18 protein-coding genes are annotated in these 21798 nt (G+C 55.7%); 12 read left to right on the plus strand and 6 right to left on the minus strand.

The window, feature by feature from the left end:
- Nucleotides 1-64 precede the first annotated feature (64 nt).
- Nucleotides 65-544, minus strand: a complete 480-nt coding sequence (gene ssb, locus VSS37_RS04875) for a single-stranded DNA-binding protein (protein WP_324693583.1) — start codon at nt 542-544, stop codon at nt 65-67.
- A 226-nt stretch (nt 545-770) separates the two neighbouring features.
- Nucleotides 771-1454: an SH3 domain-containing protein gene (locus VSS37_RS04880; protein WP_324693584.1), complete on the minus strand. Its 684-nt coding sequence runs from the start codon at nt 1452-1454 to the stop codon at nt 771-773.
- Nucleotides 1455-1652: 198 nt separating this feature from the next.
- Between VSS37_RS04880 and miaB the strand changes: the two genes are divergently transcribed.
- The gene (gene miaB, locus VSS37_RS04885; RefSeq protein ID WP_324693585.1) at nt 1653-3023 is read left to right on the plus strand and encodes a tRNA (N6-isopentenyl adenosine(37)-C2)-methylthiotransferase MiaB; all 1371 of its coding nucleotides are present in this window, start codon (nt 1653-1655) and stop codon (nt 3021-3023) included.
- Nucleotides 3024-3126: 103 nt separating this feature from the next.
- Here the strand turns inward: miaB and VSS37_RS04890 are convergent, their stop codons facing one another.
- The gene (locus tag VSS37_RS04890; protein ID WP_324693586.1) at nt 3127-3318 is read right to left on the minus strand and encodes a YgaP family membrane protein; all 192 of its coding nucleotides are present in this window, start codon (nt 3316-3318) and stop codon (nt 3127-3129) included.
- An 89-nt stretch (nt 3319-3407) separates the two neighbouring features.
- On the opposite strand from VSS37_RS04890, the gene trpD reads away from it, so the two are divergent.
- The 11 genes from trpD to VSS37_RS04945 all read left to right on the plus strand — a co-directional run bounded on the left by trpD (nt 3408) and on the right by VSS37_RS04945 (nt 17101).
- Entirely contained in the window at nt 3408-4430 is a 1023-nt protein-coding gene (gene trpD, locus VSS37_RS04895; RefSeq protein ID WP_324693588.1) for an anthranilate phosphoribosyltransferase, read from the plus strand.
- Nucleotides 4430-5239 (plus strand): indole-3-glycerol phosphate synthase TrpC, encoded by an 810-nt coding sequence (gene trpC / locus VSS37_RS04900; RefSeq protein ID WP_324693591.1) that lies wholly within the window; start codon nt 4430-4432, stop codon nt 5237-5239. Before trpD ends, trpC begins: the two co-directional genes overlap by 1 nt.
- Before the next feature lie 3 nt (nt 5240-5242).
- Entirely contained in the window at nt 5243-6034 is a 792-nt protein-coding gene (lgt, locus tag VSS37_RS04905; protein ID WP_324693592.1) for a prolipoprotein diacylglyceryl transferase, read from the plus strand.
- Nucleotides 6031-6825, plus strand: a complete 795-nt coding sequence (locus VSS37_RS04910; RefSeq protein WP_324693593.1) for a thymidylate synthase — start codon at nt 6031-6033, stop codon at nt 6823-6825. The genes lgt and VSS37_RS04910 overlap by 4 nt, the downstream gene beginning before the upstream one ends.
- 127 nt (nt 6826-6952) lie before the next feature.
- Nucleotides 6953-10396: a pyruvate carboxylase gene (locus VSS37_RS04915; protein ID WP_324693595.1), complete on the plus strand. Its 3444-nt coding sequence runs from the start codon at nt 6953-6955 to the stop codon at nt 10394-10396.
- A 145-nt stretch (nt 10397-10541) separates the two neighbouring features.
- Complete coding sequence (grpE, locus tag VSS37_RS04920; protein ID WP_324693596.1) at nt 10542-11099, plus strand: nucleotide exchange factor GrpE; 558 nt, start codon at nt 10542-10544, stop codon at nt 11097-11099.
- A gap of 97 nt (nt 11100-11196) precedes the next feature.
- Nucleotides 11197-13128 carry a molecular chaperone DnaK gene (dnaK, locus tag VSS37_RS04925; protein ID WP_324693597.1) on the plus strand — a complete coding sequence of 644 codons (1932 nt, stop codon included), beginning with the start codon at nt 11197-11199 and terminating at the stop codon, nt 13126-13128.
- A gap of 78 nt (nt 13129-13206) precedes the next feature.
- The gene (dnaJ, locus tag VSS37_RS04930) at nt 13207-14367 is read left to right on the plus strand and encodes a molecular chaperone DnaJ (protein WP_324693598.1); all 1161 of its coding nucleotides are present in this window, start codon (nt 13207-13209) and stop codon (nt 14365-14367) included.
- The gene (gene dapB / locus VSS37_RS04935) at nt 14367-15170 is read left to right on the plus strand and encodes a 4-hydroxy-tetrahydrodipicolinate reductase (RefSeq protein ID WP_324693599.1); all 804 of its coding nucleotides are present in this window, start codon (nt 14367-14369) and stop codon (nt 15168-15170) included. The genes dnaJ and dapB overlap by 1 nt, the downstream gene beginning before the upstream one ends.
- On the plus strand, nt 15167-15850 hold the full coding sequence (locus VSS37_RS04940) for a cytochrome b/b6 domain-containing protein (protein WP_324693600.1): 684 nt from the start codon (nt 15167-15169) through the stop codon (nt 15848-15850). The genes dapB and VSS37_RS04940 overlap by 4 nt, the downstream gene beginning before the upstream one ends.
- A 114-nt stretch (nt 15851-15964) precedes the next feature.
- Nucleotides 15965-17101: a YeeE/YedE family protein gene (locus tag VSS37_RS04945; RefSeq protein WP_324693601.1), complete on the plus strand. Its 1137-nt coding sequence runs from the start codon at nt 15965-15967 to the stop codon at nt 17099-17101.
- 28 nt (nt 17102-17129) lie between these two features.
- Here VSS37_RS04945 and VSS37_RS04950 read toward each other — a convergent pair whose 3' ends face one another.
- The 3 genes from VSS37_RS04950 to VSS37_RS04960 all read right to left on the minus strand — a co-directional run bounded on the left by VSS37_RS04950 (nt 17130) and on the right by VSS37_RS04960 (nt 21715).
- A complete protein-coding gene (locus VSS37_RS04950) occupies nt 17130-19373 on the minus strand; it encodes a nitric oxide reductase activation protein NorD (RefSeq protein WP_324693602.1) in 2244 nt (747 codons plus the stop codon).
- 6 nt (nt 19374-19379) lie between these two features.
- A complete protein-coding gene (locus VSS37_RS04955) occupies nt 19380-20183 on the minus strand; it encodes a CbbQ/NirQ/NorQ/GpvN family protein (RefSeq protein WP_324693603.1) in 804 nt (267 codons plus the stop codon).
- Nucleotides 20184-20329: 146 nt separating this feature from the next.
- Nucleotides 20330-21715 (minus strand): ribulose-bisphosphate carboxylase, encoded by a 1386-nt coding sequence (locus VSS37_RS04960; protein WP_324693604.1) that lies wholly within the window; start codon nt 21713-21715, stop codon nt 20330-20332.
- Nucleotides 21716-21798 lie beyond the last annotated feature (83 nt).

The following is a 21798-nucleotide window of genomic DNA, read 5'->3' on the forward strand; positions in this document are numbered from 1 at the left end:
GAACAGAATACCCTTTCTCTGCCGGGAATAAGGCAGTCTATGCAAGGGTATTCCCTAAGTTCCCTCAGAACGGAATATCATCGTCGAAATCTTCAAAGCCGCGATCAGCGCCACCGCCTGTATTGCCATTGCCAGCGTAAGAATTGTTTGAGCCTCCGCTACGCGCTGGAGCGCCATCATCGTAACTGCCTGCCCCCATGCCACCGCCTGGGCGCCCGCCCAACATCTGCATATCACTGGCGACAATTTCCGTGGTGTAACGGTCTTGCCCGTCCTGTCCCTGCCATTTGCGGGTGCGCAGGCTGCCTTCGATATAAACTTGTTGGCCTTTGCGCAGGTATTCCCCGGCAATTTCCGCTAGCCGGTTAAAGAAGACCACCCGATGCCATTCGGTGGTTTCCTTCTTTTCGCCGGTTTGCTTGTCTTTCCACTGCTCGCTGGTGGCCACGCTGACGTTGGTGATGGCGCCGCCGCTGGGCATGTATTTCACTTCCGGATCACGGCCCAGTGTGCCAACCAGAATGACCTTATTCACACCACGCATATGGAGTTACCTCTTTTTTCATTGAATTTCAAAATATTATGCTCAATTGACGCTGATTTCCCTGGCTTCGTGATTGACGCCCGCTCGCCTGCCCAATTGATAGGGAAGCCTTCATGTAATATACCTGCCCCCTCCCGAGTTTGCGAGTTCAGTGTTACCGGGATGGATCGCCACACTTTTACGTAGCTATGCATTGTTCCATGGACACTTTTCCCCCTTCAGATTGTTACTGTACTTTGCAACATCCCGAAATCACCTGCCGGTTGTTCAACACCGCTGTAATTGCGTAGGGGTAGCTCACATCCGACATGCCGTCGCTGCAACTTTCAACCTTTTGCATGAACGCCTGGGTTTCATCGGTTCCTTTTTCCCCGGCAATCACGGCGATGCTGGTGTTGTTCGCCGATGTCTGGCGGAACGTGACCGGCACGTTGTATTGCGGGCCATCATTCATATTGACTTTCAACTGGTTGGCGCTGATGTCTATGCGCCAGAAAGGTTCTGTGCCAGCACAATTCAAAACCAATTCCGGTTTGGCGTCACTGGCGGCAGGCGGTGCCTGGGATGGCGGCGTGGAAGTTGGGGGAATGGCGCTCGCCTGCGCTTCCGGCAACAGATACTGCTTGTTCACCCAGCCGCCTACGCCTGCCCAGTAAACCTTCACCCAGATCGTGCCGCTGATTTTCTGTTCTTCGCCGGTCGCCACCACGCCTTGCCCATTAGCGGGAATCCTGCCGGTGATCGCGTTGCTGACGCCGGGGCCGGAACGCATATTGAGAAAATCGCCTGCCCTGACGCCGGTTACGGCGAACACTTCGGGTTCAGCCGCGTGTGAAGGGGGGAGGGCTGCCGTGGACGTTAGCAGCACGCCGGTGAGGACGGCAGCCATGACAAAGGAAGGTTTTCTCATGCCAAATCTCCTAGTTCCAATGCGTTTATTACCTGTAATGGACAATACACACAGGATTTTAGTCCGTTTTTCTGTAAACGGGTTGACGGCGGCCAAATTGCCGTTCCATCTCCTCGCCATCCGCTAGGTTGTCTGCGCGTGGGAGAGCGGGGATAATAGCCGGTTTGATGACGTGCATACGACGGAATGACGGATACGATGACAGGCAAAATTTTTATCGAAACCCACGGCTGCCAGATGAACGAATACGACTCAGCCAAGATGCTGGATGTACTGCATCACGCCCAAGGGTTGGAGCTGACCGATGATCCGGAACAGGCCGACGTGTTGCTGCTGAACACCTGCTCGATCCGTGAAAAAGCACAGGAAAAGGTGTTTTCCCAACTGGGGCGCTGGAAAGAAATCAAACAGCGCAAACCCAATATCGTCATTGGCGTTGGCGGCTGCGTGGCCAGCCAGGAAGGCGCGGCCTTGCGTGAACGCGCCCCGGTGGTGGATGTGGTGTTCGGCCCGCAGACCTTGCATCGCCTGCCCGACATGATCCGCCAGGTGCGGACTGCGCATACGCCAGTGGTGGATATTTCCTTCCCGGAAATTGAAAAGTTTGACAACCTGCCGGAACCGCGCGCCGAAGGCCCGACCGCTTTCGTTTCCGTCATGGAAGGGTGCAGCAAATACTGTACGTTCTGCGTGGTGCCCTACACCCGTGGCGAGGAGATTTCCCGCCCGTTCGACGATGTGGTCGCCGAAGTCGCGCAACTGGCGGCGCAGGGCGTGCGTGAAGTCAATCTGCTGGGGCAGAATGTCAACGCTTACCGGGGCAGGATGCATGACGGCTCCATCGCCGACCTCGCCACGCTGATCACTTACGTGGCGGCGGTGGACGGTATCGGCCGCATCCGTTACACCACTTCGCATCCGAATGAGTTCAGCGATAGCCTGATTCAGGTCTACGCCGATGTGCCGGAACTGGTCAACCACCTGCATCTGCCGGTGCAAAGCGGTTCCGACCGGATTCTGGCAGCGATGAAACGCAATCACATGGCGTTGGAGTACAAGGCCAAAATCCGCAAGCTGCGCAAAATTCGCCCCAATATCAGCTTGTCGTCTGATTTCATCGTGGGCTTCCCCGGTGAAACTGAGCAGGATTTCGCTGACACCATGAAACTGATTGGCGACATCGGTTTTGACCATAGTTTCAGCTTCATCTACAGCGCCCGCCCCGGCACGCCTGCCGCCAGCCTGCCGGACGATACGCCGGTGGAGACCAAGAAAGCCCGCCTGCAACGCCTGCAAGCCCGTATCCTCGAACAGGCCAACGCCATCAGCCAGGCGATGGTGGGAAGCGTGCAGCGTGTGTTGGTGGAGTGCCCTTCCAAAAAAGACCCGGCGCAACTGGCGGGACGCACCGAAAACAACCGGGTGGTGAATTTCGACGGCCATCCGCGCCTGATCGGCAAGTTCGTGGATTTGCGCATTACCGAAGCGCTGCCCAACTCGTTGCGCGGCGTCATTGTGGCGGTGGAAAGCGATGCGGGGCGGATGCGTATGGAACCCATCCAACCCTGATCCATTTTCCGTGAGGAGTGTGCATCAAGCCGGGGAAGGAAGGTGTTGGAGACCCGGTTGGCCACTGATCTCTTGACAGCAGCCAACTGGAGCGATCAAACAGTCACTTATTGGTGTTTGTGCCAATCAGTTTGTAAGCTGGGCAAAAATTCAGGAAGCCCGTCGCCAACAGCACCACGCCGATGATCAGGAACAGCCAACGTGGATGAATGACGCCGAGCAGGCTCAGCAGCAGCAAAACAGCGCCCGCGCCCAGGCGAATGTTCCTGTCCATACTGCCAACATTCTTTTCCATAAGACACCTCGTTTTAGTAGTGAACACAAAAACACAAATTCATGGTAGCATCCATACCCTGAAATATTAGCAAGACCCAAGCAGAATTCATGGAATTGCAAACTGTTATACGTAAGATTACTGAAAACGGTTCACTTTCTGCTGAAGAAATGACCGATGCCATGCGCGCCATTATGACCGGGCAGGCGACTCCTGCCCAGATTGGCGGTTTCCTGATTGGCTTGCGGATGCGGGGTGAAACCGTCACCGAAATCAGCGCCGCCGCCAGCGTCATGCGTGAGCTTTCCACCAAAGTAAAAGTTGCCCCTGAGCATTTGGTTGATACCTGCGGGACAGGCGGCGATGCTTCCGGCACCTTCAATATCTCCACTGCCAGCGCGTTTGTGGCGGCTGCTGCGGGGGCGCGGGTCGCCAAGCATGGCAACCGCTCCATTTCCAGCAAGTCCGGCAGCGCCGATGTGCTGGAAGCCGCTGGCGTAAACCTCAACCTGCTGCCTGAACAGGTCGCCGAATGCATCGATGAATTGGGTGTCGGTTTCCTGTTCGCCCAACGTCACCACGCCGCTATGGGTCATGCCAGCGCGCCGCGTAAGGAGCTGGGGGTGCGCACCATTTTCAACCTGCTGGGCCCCATGTCCAACCCCGCCAATGCGCCCAACCAGGTGCTGGGGGTGTTTGGCAAGCAATGGGTGCGCCCGATGGTGGAAGTGCTGCAAACGTTGGGCAGCCGCCATGTCATGGTGGTGCATGCTGAAGACGGCTTGGATGAAATCAGCATCGCCAGCCCAACCCATGTGGCTGAACTGAAAGATGGGGTGGTGAGTGAATATGACATCCGCCCAGAAGATTTTGGCTTGGGCATCGCCAGCCTCGACAGCATCCGGGTGGATGCGCCGGACGCCAGCCTGAGCTTGATCCGGCAAGTATTGGCGGGTGAAGCTGGCGTCGCGCGCGACATTGTGTGCCTGAACGCAGGCGCCGCCATTTACGTTGCCGGTTTGTCCGCTAACCATGCGGAAGGCGTCGCCAAAGCACAGCAGGCGGTTGATTCCGGCGCTGCTGCTGGACGCCTGCAACAACTGATTGACCTGACTAACAGTTTCAAAGCCTGATGAGCACTTCTGACATCCTGCAAAAAATCCTGCGCACCAAGCAGGAGGAAATCGCCTTTCGGTCTATGAGCCATCCACTGTCACAGCTGAAGGAGGAAGCGGCGGCAGCTTCGCCGGTGCGTGGTTTCCTGCAATCCATGCGCAGACGGCTGATGGCGGGCGATCCGGCAATCATTGCCGAAATCAAGAAAGCTTCTCCCAGCAAAGGCGTAATCCGGGCGGATTTTGATCCAGTGGCGATTGCGCAAAGTTATGAGCAGGGTGGGGCCGCCTGCCTATCGGTGCTGACTGATGCACAATACTTTCAGGGGCATGAAACCTATCTGCAAGCAGCACGGGCTGCCTGCAACCTGCCGGTTATCCGTAAAGATTTCATCGTTGATCCGTATCAAGTTTACGAAGCGCGTGCGATTGGCGCAGACTGTATCCTGCTGATCGTGGCGGCATTGACTGACGCACAAATGATGGAACTGTACCAGCTTGCTGCCGAATTGGAGATGGATGTTCTGATAGAGGTGCATGATCAGGATGAACTCGAACGTACCGTGCGTCTCAATGCCCCATTGATCGGCGTCAACAACCGCAACCTTCGTACTTTCACCACCAGTTTGCAAACTACTCTCGACCTGCTGCCCCGGATTCCGTCCGATGCCTTGCTGGTCACGGAAAGCGGCATCCATTCCCAAGCTGATATTCAATTGATGCGCACCCACGGTGTGCACGCCTTTCTGGTCGGGGAAGCCTTCATGCGGGCGCAGGATCCAGGCGCGGAACTGAGAAACCTGTTTTTCCCGCAAACGAGCACTTAAGCCATGTTGGTACATCCTCAGTTTGACCCGATTGCGCTTTCCATTGGCCCGCTGAAAATCCACTGGTATGGGTTGATGTATGTGGTCGGCTTCCTCGGTTTTCTGATTATCGGCAAGATGCGTTCAAAAGAACCCAACAGCGTCATGACCCCAGACCGGGTGGATGACATGATGTTCTGGGGCGCGATTGGCGTAGTGGCGGGCGGACGTGTCGGCTACATGCTGTTTTACAACCTGAAAGGTTTTCTGTCTGATCCCGTTTCCATTTTCTATGTATGGGATGGCGGGATGAGCTTCCATGGCGGCCTGTTGGGCGTCATTCTGGCGATGTTCCCGCTGGCGCGTCGCTGGAAACTGAGTTTCTTTCAGGTCAGCGATTTTGTCGCGCCATTGGTTCCCATTGGCTTGGGTGCTGGGCGGATCGGGAATTTCATCAATGGCGAGTTGTGGGGGCGGCCTACAGATGTTCCATGGGGCATGGTGTTTCCGGCGGTCGATAACCTGCCGCGCCACCCTTCCCAACTCTATCAGGCATTTTTGGAAGGCTTGGTGTTGTTTTTGGTGTTGAACTGGTTCCGGAAGCGTTCGCCGCCTGTCGGTGCCATTTCCGGGCTGTTTCTGGTGGGGTATGGGATAGCCCGCATTGTGGTGGAGTTTGTACGCGAACCAGACAAGCAGCTTGGCTACGTCGCCTGGAACTGGGTTACGCAGGGGCAATTGTTAAGTTTGCCGATGGTGCTGTTGGGCCTGTTGTTCATGTGGTGGGCATACAAGTCTAAGGCGGCCAAACGGTGAAACAGTACCTCGACCTGATGCGCCATGTACGCGATTATGGCGTGAGAAAAAATGACCGTACTGGCACTGGGACGGTATCTGTCTTTGGCCATCAGATGCGCTTCGACCTGAGTGAAGGTTTTCCGCTCGTCACCACCAAGAAGCTGCACTTGCGCTCCATCATCCATGAATTGCTGTGGTTCCTGCAAGGCGACACCAATATCCGCTACCTGAAGGAACATGGTGTCAGCATTTGGGATGAGTGGGCGGATGGGAATGGCGATCTTGGCCCGGTTTATGGTTACCAGTGGCGTAACTGGCCAACACCGGATGGGCGGCATATCGACCAGATCTCCCAGGTGCTCAAACAGTTGCAACACAACCCGGATTCGCGCCGCATCATTGTCAGCGCCTGGAACGTGGCGGATGTGGACAACATGGCCTTGCCGCCCTGCCATGCGTTGTTCCAGTTTTATGTGGCGGAAGGTAGGCTGTCCTGCCAGTTATACCAGCGTAGCGCTGATATTTTCCTCGGTGTGCCGTTCAATATCGCCTCCTATGCGCTGTTGACCCTGATGATGGCGCAAGTGACTGGATTACAGCCGGGCGAATTCATCCATACGCTGGGGGATGCGCACCTGTATTCCAACCATCTGGAGCAGGTGGCGTTGCAACTCAGCCGTGAACCCTATCCGCTGCCACAGATGAAGTTGAACCCAGCAATCACCAATCTGTTTGATTTTACTTACGAAGATTTTGAACTTGCGGATTATCAGCATCATCCGCACATAAAAGCGCCAGTAGCGGTATGAAGGCGCCGCGCAGCTTTACAGCAGCCCGCCACTCACGCAAACTATCAGAAACAGCAAAAGCGCGGTAAACATCCGTGCACCGTCCACAGTCGCAGCAACCCGATCCAACCATCACGAAGGTAGTGCAATGACCCGGCAAATCAAGAAACTTCTGGTCGCCAACCGTGGCGAAATTGCAGTCCGTATCCTGCGGGCAGCGTCCGAACTCAAGCTGTGTACGGTTTCCATCTACACCTATGAGGATCGCTTCTCGCCACACCGCTACAAGGCTGATGAGGCTTACCAGATCGGTAAGGATGATGAGCCGCTCAAGCCCTACCTCGATATCGAAGCCATTATCCAGGTGGCCAAGCGCAACCATGTTGACGCCATCCACCCCGGCTACGGCTTCCTGTCCGAAAACGTCACGTTCGCCCGCCGTTGCCGTGAGGAAGGCATCATTTTCGTCGGCCCGACCCCGGAAGCGATGGAAAGGCTTGGCGACAAGGTGGCGGCCAAGGAAAACGCCATCACCGCCGGTTTGCCCGTCATTGAAGACAGCAAGGAGCCACTGGCCACCCTGGAAATTGCCCGCCGGGAAGCTGACCGCATCGGTTACCCATTGATGCTGAAAGCGGCGGCAGGCGGCGGCGGGCGCGGCATGCGTGTGCTGCGCGAACCGGCGCAACTGGAGCAGGCGTACAACGATGCCCGCAATGAAGCCTTGAAGGCGTTCGGCGACAATACCGTTTTCCTGGAAAAATACATCGATTCGCCCAAGCATCTCGAAGTACAGATTCTCGGCGACACCCATGGCAACATCGTCCACCTGTATGAGCGCGACTGTTCAGTGCAACGCCGTTTCCAGAAAGTGGTGGAAGTCGCCCCCAGCACCGGTTTGAAAGATGAAACCCGCGAAAACCTGTACAAATACGCGCTGGCCATCACCCGCCACGTCAATTATTCCTGCGCAGGCACGGTTGAGTTCCTGGTCGACAAGGATGAAAAAATCTATTTCATCGAGGTCAACCCGCGTGTCCAGGTGGAGCACACCATCACCGAAGAAGTGACCGGCATCGACATCGTGCGCAGCCAGATCCTTATTGCGGGCGGGGCAAGGTTGGATGACCCGGAAATCGGCATCCCTTCACAGGCGGCGGTTGAGTGCAACGGTTACGCCGTACAGTGCCGCATCACCACGGAAGACCCGGAAAACGGCTTCAAGCCTGACTACGGCACCATCATCGCCTACCGCAGCAGTGGTGGCTTTGGCGTGCGCCTGGATGCGGGCGCGGCCTACCCCGGCGCCAAGGTTTCGCCATTTTTCGACTCCATGCTGGTCAAGGTCACCACCTGGGGACGTTCGCTGGAAGGTGCGGCCAACCGCAACCTGCGCGCGTTGCAGGAATTCCGTATCCGTGGGGTGAAAACCAATATCGGCTTCCTGGAAAATGTGCTGCAACATCCAGTGTTCACGGGCGGCAAGTGCACCGTCACCTTCATTGACAACCACTCGGAGCTGTTCCATACACCGCAACGCTTCGACCGCGGCACCAAAACGCTGAAGTTCATCGGCAACGTGGTCGTCAACGGCAACCCGGATGTGAAATATATCGATCCGCACAAGCATTTCCGCAAGCCGATCGTCCCCGAGTTCAACAAAGTTGGCGCATACCCCAAGGGCACCAAGAACCTGCTGGATGAATTGGGTGCGGAAAAATTCTGCCAATGGGTCAAGGATCAGCCGCATATCATGTACACCGACACCACCATGCGCGACGCCCACCAGTCGCTGCTGGCCACTCGGGTGCGTACTGAGGACATGCTGAAAGTCGCGGAAGGTTTCGCCAAAAACCATTCGCAGATGTTCTCGCTGGAGTTGTGGGGCGGCGCGACTTTCGACGTGGCCATGCGCTTCCTGCATGAATGCCCGTGGGACCGCCTCAAGCAACTGCGTGAAGCTATCCCCAATATCCTGTTCCAGATGTTGTTCCGTGGCTCCAACGCGGTGGGCTATACCGCCTATCCGGATAACGTGGTGGAGGCCTTCATCGAAAAATCCTGGGAAAATGGCATCGATGTCTTCCGCATCTTTGATTCCCTCAACTGGATCGAAGGGATGCGCAAGTCTATCCAGTGTGTGCGTGAGCGTACCGGTGGGATTGCCGAGGGCACCATTTGCTACACTGGCAATGTGCTGAACAAAGACCCATCCAACAAGTTCAACCTGCAATACTACCTGGATCTGGCCAAACAACTGGAAGACGCCGGTTCCCACATGCTGGCGGTCAAGGATATGGCTGGCCTGCTGAAGCCATATGCGGCGGCAGAATTGATTCCGGCCCTGAAGGAAGCGGTCAGCATCCCGATCCATCTGCATACCCATGACACCGCCTCCATCCAGTCCGCCACTTTGCTGAAAGCGATTGAATCTGGTGTGGATGTGGTCGACGGCTGTATGAGCTCCATGTCCGGCCTGACCTCACAGGTCAACCTGAACTCGCTGATTGCCGCCATGGAAGGCCAGCCGCGTGAACAGCCGTTCAACCTGCGCTCCCTCAACGATTACGCCAACTATTGGGAAGACGTGCGCGAAATGTACTACCCGTTTGAGTCCGGCTTGAAAGCGGGCACGGCGGAAGTCTACAACCACGAAATTCCAGGCGGCCAGTATTCCAACCTGCGCCCGCAGGCCATTGCGTTGGGCCTGGAGCATAAGTTCGAGGAAGTGAAGGAAAACTACGCTGTCGTCAACCGCATGTTCGGCGACATCGTCAAGGTCACCCCATCCTCCAAAGTGGTGGGCGACATGGCGATTTACATGACCTCCAACGGCCTGACCGAGCAGGATGTGATGGAGCGTGGCGCTGCCTTGGCGTTCCCGGATTCCGTCATCGACTTGTTCAAGGGTGGCTTGGGGCAAGTGCCCGGCGGTTTCCCGAAGAAATTGAGCGACATTATCCTCAAGGGTGAAAAGCCATACACTGGCCGCCCGAATGATCACCTCAAGCCAGTCGACCTGGATGCCGAGTTTGAAGCTTTCAAACAGGAGTTTGATCCTGAGCAGACTTTCCTCGATTTCCTGTCGTTCAAGATGTACCCGGCAGTGTTCCGCGAGTTCTACAAGCATCAGCAGGAATACGGCGATGTCAGCCATCTGCCAACCCCGCTGTTCTTCTACGGCGTCAAGCTGAATGAGGAAGTGGATGTGGCATTGGGCAAAGGCAAGATGCTGATTATCCGCATGCTCTACCGTTCCCCGACCGATGAAAACGGCATGTGCTCCGTCACCTTCAACTTCAATGGGCAGATTCGTGCCGTTCAGGTTCGTGACCTGTCCGTGAAGCCGACCAAAGCCACCAACCGCAAGGCGGTGGAGGCCAATGAAGTTGGCACCTCGTTGCAGGGCAAGCTCTCCACCATCCTGGTCAGGGCAGGGGATGAGGTTGAGCAGAATACGCCGTTGTTCGTGATTGAGGCGATGAAGATGGAGACCACCATCACAGCGCCGGGTGCTGGCAAGGTCAAGAAAATTCACCTGCACGAAGGTGAATTGGTCGAGCAAGGCGATCTGGTCATCGAACTGGAATAATCTCTCTTGCTAAGGGGAAGGCGGGTAATATCCACCCGCTTTCCTTTCCACCCATGCAACAAATTTGTCTGCTGTTCTCTTGAAATCCTGCAATCCAACCCTACTTTCCATGGCGAAATGACTTTTATCGCTGTGGAGTAGAACAATGAATGATCCCAAAGAGATGAACTTGCAGGACGTGGCTGCCAACGGTGCGGAAGAGGCGGTTGCCGAAGCAGCGGAAGTGGTTGATGTTGAGCCGTTGAATATCGAACAGTTGCAATCTGAACTGGAAAAGGCCAAGGCTGAAGCCGCCAACAATTACGACCAGTTTCTGCGTACACAGGCGGAAATCGCCAACCAGCGTCGCCGCACCGATAAGCAGGTGGAAGATGCGCACAAATATGCGGTGCAGAAATTTGTCGAAGCCCTGATCCCTGTTGTCGACAGCCTTGAAATGGGCGTGCAGGCGGAAGGCGACATTGACCAAATCCGCGAAGGGATAAAGCTGACCCTGAAGCAATTCGAATCCGTCATGGAAAAATTCAACATCGAAGTGGTCGGCAAACCGGGCGATGCCTTCAATCCTGAGCACCATCAAGCCATGTCGATGCAGCCGCATCCCGAGTTTGACAACAACACCGTTTCCATGGTCATGCAGAAAGGCTATCTGTTGAATGGCCGGGTGGTGCGTCCGGCCATGGTCATGATCAGCAAAAAATGAAGAATCTGTTGCACGGGCTCTTGAAAACGGGCGAATAACCCCACATTAACAAGCCAATTGAATTGCGCTTACACCAAGAATTCTGGAGAAACACATCATGGGAAAAATTATCGGCATTGACCTTGGCACCACCAACTCCTGCGTCGCCATCATGGACGGCGACAAGCCACGGGTCATTGAAAACTCTGAAGGCGACCGCACCACGCCTTCCATCATTGCCTTCACCGATGAAGAAGTGCTGGTTGGCCAGACCGCCAAACGCCAGGCCGTCACCAACCCGGAAAATACCCTGTACGCCATCAAGCGCCTGATTGGTCGCCGCTTCCAGGAAGATGCCGTACAGAAAGACATCAAACTGGTGCCTTACAAAATCGTCAAGGCCGACAATGGTGATGCATGGGTGGACGTGCGCGGCAAGAAAATGGCCCCGCCGGAAATTTCCGCCCGTGTCCTGATGAAAATGAAGAAAACCGCCGAAGATTATCTGGGCGAGACGGTCACGGAAGCGGTCATCACCGTTCCGGCCTATTTCAATGACTCCCAACGTCAGGCAACCAAGGACGCAGGCAAAATCGCTGGTCTGGAAGTCAAACGCATCATCAATGAGCCGACTGCTGCGGCGCTGGCTTATGGGATGGACAAGTCCAAAGGCGACAGCAAAATCGCGGTCTACGACTTGGGCGGCGGCACCTTCGACATCTCCATCATTGAGATCGCTGACGTTGACGGTGAAATGCAGTTTGAAGTGCTTTCCACCAACGGCGACACCTTCCTGGGTGGTGAAGACTTCGATATGCGCATGATCGACTATCTGGCCGATGAGTTCCGCAAGACCAGCGGCATTGACCTGAAAGGCGATCCACTGGCGATGCAGCGCCTCAAGGACGCGGCGGAAAAAGCCAAGATTGAGCTGTCTTCCAGCCAACAGACGGACGTCAACCTGCCCTACATCACGGCTGACGCGACTGGCCCGAAACACTTGAACATCAAGGTGACCCGCGCCAAGCTGGAAGCGCTGGTGGATGACCTGATCAGCCGCACCATCGAGCCTTGCAAGATTGCGCTGAAAGACGCCGGGCTGTCTGCTTCCCAGATCAACGATGTGATTTTAGTTGGTGGCCAGACCCGCATGCCGAAAGTTCAGGAAGCGGTGAAAAACTTCTTTGGCAAGGAGCCGCGCAAAGACGTCAACCCTGATGAAGCGGTGGCGGTCGGCGCAGCCATCCAGGGCGGCGTATTGAGCGGTGGCGTGAAAGACATCCTGCTGCTGGACGTTACCCCGCTGTCACTGGGGATCGAAACCTTGGGCGGTGTTTCCACCAAACTGATCCAGAAGAACACCACCATCCCCACCAAAGCATCCCAGGTGTTCTCAACGGCGGATGACAACCAGACGGCGGTTACCGTGCATGTCCTGCAAGGTGAACGCGAAATGGCGCGTGACAACAAGTCACTGGGCCGTTTTGACCTGCAAGACATTCCACCTGCGCCGCGCGGCATGCCGCAGATCGAAGTCATCTTCGACATCGATGCCAACGGTATCCTGAATGTGACTGCGAAAGACAAGGCGACTGGCAAGCAGCAGAACATCGTCATCAAGGCTTCTTCCGGCTTGTCTGATGCGGAAGTCGAGCAGATGGTCAAGGACGCGGAAGCGCACGCCGAGGAAGACAAACGGCAGCGTGAACTGGTTGATGTCCGCAATCAGGCCGACGCCATGATCCATGCAACCGAAAAGTCGCTGAAAGAATACGGCGACAAGGCACCGGGAGCCGACCGCGCCAACCTGGAGTCCCTGATCAGCGAACTGCGTGACGCGGTGAAAGGCGACAACAAGGATGTCATCCAGCGCAAGTCCGAAGCCCTGATGGAAGCTTCCGGCAAGCTGATGCAAGCAATGGCGGGTGGCCAGGCCGAAGGCGGCGCAGGGGCGGCCGCTGGTGCAGGGGCACAGCAGCAGGCTGGCGGCAAGTCCGGTGATGACGATATAGTTGACGCTGAATTTGAAGAAGTCGACGGTAAGAAGTAAGCTAACAGCCTTTTACCCGTACAGGCGCAGTGGGATTTTCCTGCTGTGCCTGATTTCGTCTGAACAGGAACCGAACCTATGTCCAAGCGGGATTATTACGAAATCCTGGGCGTGCAGAAGAACGCCAGTGAAGCTGACCTGAAAAAATCCTTCCGCCGGTTGGCGATGAAATACCACCCTGACCGCAACCCCGACAATGCGGAAGCCGAGGCCAAGTTCAAGGAGGCCAAGGAAGCTTACGAAATCCTCAACGACCCGCAAAAGCGTGCTGCGTATGACCAGTTCGGCCATGCTGGCGTTGACCCTTCCACCGGCGGCTTCAGTCGGGGCGGTGGGGCGCAGGGCGGTTTCGGCGACATTTTTGAAGATATTTTCGGTGACATTTTTGGCGGTGCCCGTGGCGGCAGGGGCAGTGGTGGGGCCAACCGCGCTTATCGCGGCAGCGACCTGCAATACAATCTTGAACTGACGCTGGAAGAGGCGGTGTTCGGCACGACGACTGATATCCGTGTCCCTTCCATGCAGACCTGCGACACTTGCAACGGCAGTGGGGCGAAACCCGGCACGCATCCGCAAACCTGCCCGACCTGCCATGGCAATGGTCAGGTGCGCATCCAGCAGGGTTTTTTCGCCATCCAGCAAACCTGTCCGCATTGCCATGGCACGGGCAAGATCATTTCAGACCCATGTCCGGATTGCCATGGGCAAGGCCGCAAGGAAAAACAGAAAACCTTGTCTGTGCGGATTCCGGCGGGCGTCGACAACGGCGACCGTGTGCGGTTGGCGGGCGAGGGAGAAGCTGGCGTCAATGGTGGGCCAGCGGGTGACCTGTACGTGCAGGTTTTTGTCAAGGCGCATGCATTGTTCCAACGTGACGGCGACAACCTGTATTGCGAAGTGCCGATCCGTTTCACCACCGCCGCGCTGGGCGGGGAGCTGGAAGTCCCGACCCTGGATGGCAACAAGATCAGCCTCAAGATTCCGGCGGAGACCCAGACCGGCAAGCAATTCCGTCTGCGCAGCAAGGGCGTGAAATCGGTGCGCAGCGCAACGGTCGGCGACCTGATTTGCAAGGTGGAAGTGGAGACCCCGGTCAACCTGACCAAACGGCAGCGTGAATTGCTGGAGGAGCTGGACGTCTCGATGCATGCCGGGGGCAAAAAGCATAGCCCACAGGAACATGGCTGGTTGGACAAGGCCAAGGATTTTGTCAAAGACCTGTTTGAAGGGGAGAAATAATGACCAGGATTGCTGTTGTCGGCGCCAGTGGGCGCATGGGCAAGGCGCTGATTGAAGCCTGCGCCCACACTGAAGGTCTGGAGCTTACTGTGGCGACGGAACATCCCTCCAATCCCCTGGTCGGGGCGGACGCGGGTGCCGTGGCGGGCGTCGGCGGCAATGGCGTCCTGATTGCGCCATCGCTGGAGGCGGCGGGGAATGATTTTGACGTGCTGATTGATTTCACCCGTCCGGAACCCTGCCTGGAGCACTTGGCATGGTGCGTGGCCAACGGTAAGAAAGCCGTCATTGGCACCACGGGTTTTGACGAAGCAGGCAAGGCGGCGATCGCCAAGGCGGCGGAGCAGGTTCCGGTGGTGTTCGCCCCCAACATGAGCATTGGCGTCAACTTATGCCTGAAGCTGTTGGATATGGCAGCGCGGGTGTTGGGTGATTCGGTCGACATCGAAATCATCGAAGCCCACCACCGCCACAAAGTGGATGCGCCTTCCGGCACTGCCTTGCGCATGGGGGAAGTGGTTGCCAGCGCATTGGGGCGCGACCTGAAAGACTGTGCGGTTTATGGCCGTGAAGGTGTGACGGGCGAGCGTGACCGCAAGACCATCGGTTTTGAAACCATCCGGGCAGGTGACATTGTGGGCGAACATACCGTGATGTTTGCCGATGTCGGCGAGCGGGTGGAAATCACTCATAAGGCTTCCAGCCGCATGACCTTTGCCAAGGGTGCAGTACGTGCGGCGGCTTGGTTGCAGGACAAGCCATCCGGCCTGTTCGATATGCAGGATGTGTTGGGTCTGAAATGATGCAGACGACACCTGTCCGGATTTGGGATTTGCCAACCCGCCTGTTCCACTGGCTGCTGGTTTTAGGCATTGGCGTTGCGTGGTTATCCGCCGAGCTGGGCGGCAACTGGATCGAGTGGCACGAACGGATAGGCGTATTCCTGCTGGCGCTGATGCTGTTTCGGTTCGTATGGGGTTTCATGGGCAGTGACACTTCCCGGTTTTCGCAATTTGTGGCCTCACCTGGCAAAGTTTTACAGCACTGGCGGGAAATGAAAGTTCAGCAGGGCGCTGCATTCCATGCTGGGCATAATCCTCTGGGAGGATGGATGGTGCTGGCGTTGTTGGCGGTGGTGTTGCTGCAAGCTACGAGCGGGCTGTTTGCGACGGACGATATTGCGACCGATGGCCCACTACGCGGCTTGGTGAGCGGGAAACTGGCGGATATTCTGAACAATCTTCACCATCTGGTATTTAATGTCATTTTGTTGCTGGCGGCTGTGCATATCTTGGCTGTGGTCTTTTACCGCTTATTCAAGCAGACCAATTTGATCAAGGCGATGGTTGTGGGCAGGGCGGATTGGCCAGTAGGGCGACCGCAGCCTGTTGGGCTGGCGTTCAGTCCCGCATGGCGGGGTCTGGCTTTATTCGGACTGATTTATGCCTGCGTATATTTCGGAATCCGTTGGTTGGCTGGGTAAAGTGATTGCGTCTTGATATACATCATTAGTATCTGCTTATATACTTAATATAATGCTCTCCTTTACTTTTTAAGAGTCTTCTTTGCGCCTTGATCGCAGGGAAGGGAGAGTGCTATGAGTTTCGACGCCTTATTTGAAGGGTTCAGCACCGAGGCGATTGCCGCCATGATCGGTCTGGCGGTGGGGCTTTCTTTTGGTGTTTTTGCCCAGCAAAGCCGTTTTTGTTTGCGGGCGGCCTGTGTAGAGTTCTGGCGTGGGCAGGCAGGCAAGAAGTTCGCTATTTGGCTGCTGGCTTTTGGGGCGGCCATGATCGGCGCTCAATATTTCATTGAAATCGGTGCGATTGATACCGGAAAAATCCGACAGTTGAATAATGTTGGCTCCATGTCCGGTGCCATTATCGGTGGTTTGTTGTTTGGTTCCGGCATGGTGTTGGCCGGTGGCTGCGCCAGCCGTTTGCTGGTGTTGTCTGCTACCGGCAATATGCGCACGATGGTGGCTGGGCTGGTCGTCACCGTCGTTGCCCAGGCTTCATTGCGGGGCGGATTGTCGCCACTACGGGAAGAAATTTCTTCCTGGTGGTTGGTCGATGCCAATTCCCGCAGCTTTGCTCCATGGCTGCCGCAGCATGGTGGCCTGATATTGGGCGTTGCGATTCTGGTGTTTGCGTTGTGGTTCGCCAGACGCCATGAACTCAGCAAATGGTGGGGTGTTGCCGCCATCATTACTGGTTTGACGGTTGCGTTAGGTTGGTTGCTGACCAGTTGGCACGCGGCCAATTCTTTCGATATTGTGCCGGTTAAAAGCGTCAGTTTCACGGGCCCTTCTGCGGATACCCTGATGGGATTGATCAATCAACCAAAGTTGCCATTGAATTTTGATGTTGGTCTGGTGCCGGGGGTTTTCCTTGGCTCCCTGCTGGCGGCATTGGTTACCCGTGAGTTCAAATGGCAACGTTTTACCGAAGACAGCGGCTTTACCCGCTTTTTCATTGGCGCGGCTTTCATGGGGTTTGGCGGGATGCTGGCGGGCGGTTGTGCGGTCGGCGCAGGCGTGACCGGCGGATCCATATTGGTCATTACGGCGTGGGTTGCGCTGTTCTGCATGTGGCTTGGCGCAGGCGTGACCGATTGGCTGGTTGACAGAAAGGCGGATGAGGCCAAGGCTGCAATTGAAGCTGCCCGCCTTGCCGCTGAGGCCATACCCCAGTTTGCGACGGCTCCTGAACTGGTGCGGTTGCAGGCAAACTGATAAGCGATTGCCTTGGCATTGGAGCGGGTCACCTTGTCAATGCCATAAACACCTGCGGCAGTTTTTCCGGCAAACGCTGTACATTATCGATCACGGTATAGCGTTTGCCGAAAATATCCCGCACGTATTCGTCAGCCCGTGGATCAAGGCTGATGCAGTAAGTGTAAATGCCTTTCTGGTCAAGCTCCTTCACTGCCTGCCGGGTATCCTGTGTCAGCCATTGGGGATCATCCACATCGATGTCGGACGGCTCACCATCGGTGAGGACCAACAGCAGTTTTTTGTCAGCCTGCTGGTTTTCCAGATAGTGGGCAGCATGGCGCACTGCCGCACCCATACGGGTGGAATAGCCCGCGTCCATTGCCGCCAAACGCGCCTTGACTGCATCTCCCCAGTGTTCCTTGAAGCCTTTGATATGCTGGTAACGCACTTCGTGACGGGTATTGGATGCAAAGCCTGCAATCGCAAACGGGTCGCCCAGCGCTTCAATTGCCCAAGATAGCAACGACACCGCCTCCTGACTGAGTTCGAGGATGCTCTGGCTGCAACCTTCCGGCACTTCGCTGATGGAAGCCGACAAATCCAGCAGCAACATCACCGCGATATTACGCCCGTCATGCTTGTGGCTCATATTGATGCGCGGGTCAGGATTTGCCCCACCCTTGAAATCAATCAGGGAACGGATCGCCACATCCAGATCGAGTTCACTACCCTCTTCCTGATAGCGGATGCGCGTGTAATTTTGTGGTTTGAGCAAATCAACAATTTGCTTGAGCTTTTTTGCCAGCACAGCATGTTTCTGCAACAGCTGGTCAATTTGCCCGGCATCACCGGAGGGGTGCAGGCTTTCGTACACACTCGCCCAGTCGGGGCGGTAAGTCTGGGTGTTGTAATCCCATTCCGGGTAATGGCGCGGTGGTAACCCCTCGACCTCCTGACTTTCTGAAGATTGGCGCTGTTCATCGAAGAATTCTTCGTCGTCACTTTCCTCGATGAACTGCCATAAATGCCGGTTGTCATCGCGGTAAGGAATCGCGGTATTGTTGAAATACACCCGTGGCAACTGGTCGGATTGCAAACGCGTTTTGGCCACAAAGGAAATCGCCAGTTGCACCATATCCGCTGTCGTTGCATTGCCCTCCAGCATCCTGGCATGGAAACGTTGGGCAAATTCATTCACCTGCGGATGCTGATAACCATGCTGCGGATTGAGGATGGCATAGGACAACATCGCCAGACGATGACGCAGGCAGGATTCCGTTTGCACATTGCATTCACCTTCCTCAGGAACCGGATGCAAGGCCATGAAAATACGCCGCAAACCAGGGTATTCCTGCATCGCCAGCCACTCGACGCGGCTGTCCTCAAACCGTTCGATGGCGATACGCTGCTGTGGGCTGAAATTATCCACGATCACTTTGCCCGACCAGCGCCGATGCGCCGCCATGTGCGCCAGTACAGCCCGGTAACGGTCAAGCCCGCTGATGCCATTGGCATCATCGAACACATCCGGGATACGCATGCCGTATTCATCAAAATACGGCTGTTGCGCACGCAGGTCGCGGAAATCGATGGAATACGGCACCAGATGCTCGCTTTCTTCCCAGCAGGCTTGCAGGTACAGGTTCAACTTGCGCTCGTGGTGGGTAAACAGGGTGCCGTGACGTTCGTGCTGCAACATTGCCTTGCTGTCGGCAGATTGCAGGCTGAAGTACTCTTCCTGCCGCTCCGGATGCTTGCCGTAATTGCGGATGCCGTATTCGATCCAGTTTTTCAGGCCACCCAGAGCCAGTTGATTGATCAGGTAAGGCATCTGCTCCAGCAGTTTGGGTAGGCCAGGGCTGGGGATGGTGGAATGGAAACCATGGATGGAACCAGTGGTGCGTTCCATCATGTCGAAAATCAGCTCGATGTAATGCTCGACTAACTCTTCACTTTCGAGTCGGTGACAAACTTCTGGCAATACTTGTAAAAAAACCGGGATGGAGCGCCCATTAGGCGTGCGCGACATTTTCCACACCGTCTGGCTGATACGCTTGAACATGCCTTCGCCCAGCTTGTAGGCAATGGCGGGCATTTCCTCCAGATAGGTCAGCACCGGGTCGAAACCACGCCCGATCTTGCATACCAGCGAGGCACCATCCAGGTAGTCGTCAATGCCTTCCTCACTCAACAGGGCGAGGGCATCCTGTATACAGGCGACGAACGCTTCATCCAGTTGTTTGAAGTTGCAACTTAATTTGGCGCGATAACGGGCAGTGACTTCATCCATAGCGGTTTACCCAAAAATGGCGTCGATACTATGGTTCAGGGTGCTGCGAATGTCGCTGTCGTCGGTAATCGGGCTGACTAAGGCCATGCGGCAAGCGTCACCTGCTGCGATGCCATCCTTGATCAGATTGGCTGCATATACCAGCAGGCGGGTGGAAATACCTTCGTCCAAACCATGGCCTTTCAGGTTACGCGCGGTGTGGGCAATTTTGACCAGCTTGCCAGCCACATCGGCGGTGATGCCGGTCTCAGCTTGCAGGATACTGGCTTCAGCATCAGCCGTTGGGTAGTCGAAATCGAAAGCCACGAAACGTTGTTTGGTGGATTGCTTGAGGTCTTTCATCAAGCTTTGGTAACCAGGGTTATAAGAGATCACCAATTGGAAATCGGGGTGTGCCGACACCAGTTCGCCCTTTTTGTCCAGCGGCAGGGTGCGGCGGTGGTCGGTCAGCGGGTGGATCACCACGGTGGTGTCCTGGCGTGCTTCGACAATTTCATCGAGGTAACAGATCGCGCCGATACGGGCTGCGGTAGTCAACGGGCCATCCAGCCAGCGAGTGCCATTAGCTTCCAACAGATAGCGACCAACCAGATCGGATGCGGTCATGTCTTCGTTGCAGGCCACTGTAATCAACGGTTTGCCGAGTTTCCAGGCCATGTGCTCGATGAAACGTGATTTGCCGCAACCGGTCGGGCCTTTCACCATCACCGGCAAACGTGAGCGGTAAGCAGCCTGGTATAGCTCCACTTCGCGCCCGGTGGCCTGATAGAAAGGTTCTTGTTGGATGAGGTATTGGCTGGTATCGGTCATGGCAGGATTCCTGAGAGATTGAAAATGGCGGGTATCGCCTGTGCTCCACCCGCCCTGCATGTTTCCCCGTTCCCTCTTTTGTTCCCCTCCCTCAGGTGAAGAAGGGGCAAGGTGTAGGGGTGCAATCTAACTATGGTACTTGCGGCTTACTTGTGAACGCCCAGCTTTTCGCGCCAGCCTGGGAAGATTTTGTCGGCGTCACCAGGGAAGGATTCGAATGCACGGGCAAACTCTTTGTGCTCTTTGGCAAATTCGATCGGGTCAGCACCGGATTTCCAGCACTCATAAGATTGACGCAGGGAAATGGCACCAGCCGCCGGGCTGTCAATATGACCGTAAGAACCACCGCCAGAAGTGTTAATGACGTTACCGTGGCCCAGATTTTCAAAGAAGCCTGGCAGCCGCAAAGCATTCATGCCACCGGAGATAATGGGCGTGGTGGGTTTCATGCCATACCATTTCTGGAAATAGACCGGCCCCTGGCACTCGTCACGCTCAATCATGTAGGCAATAATCTTGTCGCTGTTGTCGCCTTCCATTTTGCCGTAGCCCATGGTGCCGACATGGATACCGGAAGCGCCTTGCAAACGGGAGATTTTCGCCAGAACAAACGCTGTATAACCACGTTTGGAAGAAGGCGAAGTGATCATGCCATGGCCAGCACGATGGTAGTGCAGGTACTGGTTTGGATACTGGCGACGTGCCGTGGTGATCATGCCAGGGCCACCGACAAAGCCGTCAACCAGGAACGCAACCTTGTCAGCATCCGGGCCGAATGTTTCGAGGATGAAATCGGCACGGGCGCACATTTCATAATGGTCATCAGCGGTGATATTGGCAGAGAACAGTTTGGCCTGGCCGGTTTCGTCCTGAGCACGTTTCATCGCGTCATAGACGAGTGGGTAAACTTTCTTGGCTGGGCAGAATACCTGGTTGCCTTGCGGTTCATCGTTCTTGATAAAGTCACCGCCCAGCCAAAACTGGTAGGCCGCGTTGGCAAACGGCTCAGGGCGAAGACCCAGTTTGGGCTTGATAATGGTGCCTGCAATGTAACCCCCATCCTTGATCGGGCGCCCCAGGATACGCCACATATCGGAAATGTCCTTGGCAGGGCCGTCGAACAACTGGATGGCACGTTCAGGCATATAGAAGTCGATCATCTGGCCGTGTTCGATGTCACCCATACCCTGGTTGTTGCCGATAACCAGCGTCAGGAAAGACACGATCATCATGCGGCCATCCGTGATGTTGCGGTCAAACAACTCAATCGGGTAGGCGATGCGCATGTCTTCAGTGGCTTCGTCGATGTAGTAAACCAGCGCGTCAACACCCTTGGTGAAATCGTCAGTGGTGGAAACTTCAACGTTGGTGCCGGTGGATGATTCCGCTGCAAAGTGGGCGGCGGCTTCCAGATAACCGTGGCCTGCTTTAGGCTTCATCTTATAAGCAACCAGGATATGTTTGCCCCCTGCCATCAGATCGGCTTCTTTTAGGCTCAGGTCTGAATAACGGCTGGATTGGTCAAGCGCCATGTCTCTCTCCTCAAATGCGAGTAAAAAATTACTACAAAAACCTTACGGACGCTGAGATTATAAGGGAATGCTAAGATAAGTAA

The organism is Candidatus Thiothrix phosphatis (genome assembly GCF_035668035.1).
In the GTDB taxonomy this organism is placed as follows: Bacteria; Pseudomonadota; Gammaproteobacteria; order Thiotrichales; family Thiotrichaceae; genus Thiothrix; species Thiothrix phosphatis.

Excerpts from the sequence above, each read along its gene's own strand:
- miaB (WP_324693585.1), top strand. The coding sequence starts at position 1,653 with ATGACAGGCAAAATTTTTATCGAAACCCACGGCTGCCAGATGAACGAA.
- VSS37_RS04945 (WP_324693601.1), top strand. The coding sequence starts at position 15,965 with ATGAGTTTCGACGCCTTATTTGAAGGGTTCAGCACCGAGGCGATTGCC.
- dapB (WP_324693599.1), top strand. The coding sequence starts at position 14,367 with ATGACCAGGATTGCTGTTGTCGGCGCCAGTGGGCGCATGGGCAAGGCG.
- VSS37_RS04955 (WP_324693603.1), bottom strand. The coding sequence starts at position 20,183 with ATGACCGATACCAGCCAATACCTCATCCAACAAGAACCTTTCTATCAG.
- ssb (WP_324693583.1), bottom strand. The coding sequence starts at position 544 with ATGCGTGGTGTGAATAAGGTCATTCTGGTTGGCACACTGGGCCGTGAT.
- VSS37_RS04915 (WP_324693595.1), top strand. The coding sequence starts at position 6,953 with ATGACCCGGCAAATCAAGAAACTTCTGGTCGCCAACCGTGGCGAAATT.
- dnaJ (WP_324693598.1), top strand. The coding sequence starts at position 13,207 with ATGTCCAAGCGGGATTATTACGAAATCCTGGGCGTGCAGAAGAACGCC.
- trpC (WP_324693591.1), top strand. The coding sequence starts at position 4,430 with ATGAGCACTTCTGACATCCTGCAAAAAATCCTGCGCACCAAGCAGGAG.
- dnaK (WP_324693597.1), top strand. The coding sequence starts at position 11,197 with ATGGGAAAAATTATCGGCATTGACCTTGGCACCACCAACTCCTGCGTC.
- VSS37_RS04940 (WP_324693600.1), top strand. The coding sequence starts at position 15,167 with ATGATGCAGACGACACCTGTCCGGATTTGGGATTTGCCAACCCGCCTG.
- lgt (WP_324693592.1), top strand. The coding sequence starts at position 5,243 with ATGTTGGTACATCCTCAGTTTGACCCGATTGCGCTTTCCATTGGCCCG.
- VSS37_RS04880 (WP_324693584.1), bottom strand. The coding sequence starts at position 1,454 with ATGAGAAAACCTTCCTTTGTCATGGCTGCCGTCCTCACCGGCGTGCTG.
- VSS37_RS04890 (WP_324693586.1), bottom strand. The coding sequence starts at position 3,318 with ATGGAAAAGAATGTTGGCAGTATGGACAGGAACATTCGCCTGGGCGCG.
- VSS37_RS04960 (WP_324693604.1), bottom strand. The coding sequence starts at position 21,715 with ATGGCGCTTGACCAATCCAGCCGTTATTCAGACCTGAGCCTAAAAGAA.
- trpD (WP_324693588.1), top strand. The coding sequence starts at position 3,408 with ATGGAATTGCAAACTGTTATACGTAAGATTACTGAAAACGGTTCACTT.
- VSS37_RS04950 (WP_324693602.1), bottom strand. The coding sequence starts at position 19,373 with ATGGATGAAGTCACTGCCCGTTATCGCGCCAAATTAAGTTGCAACTTC.
- grpE (WP_324693596.1), top strand. The coding sequence starts at position 10,542 with ATGAATGATCCCAAAGAGATGAACTTGCAGGACGTGGCTGCCAACGGT.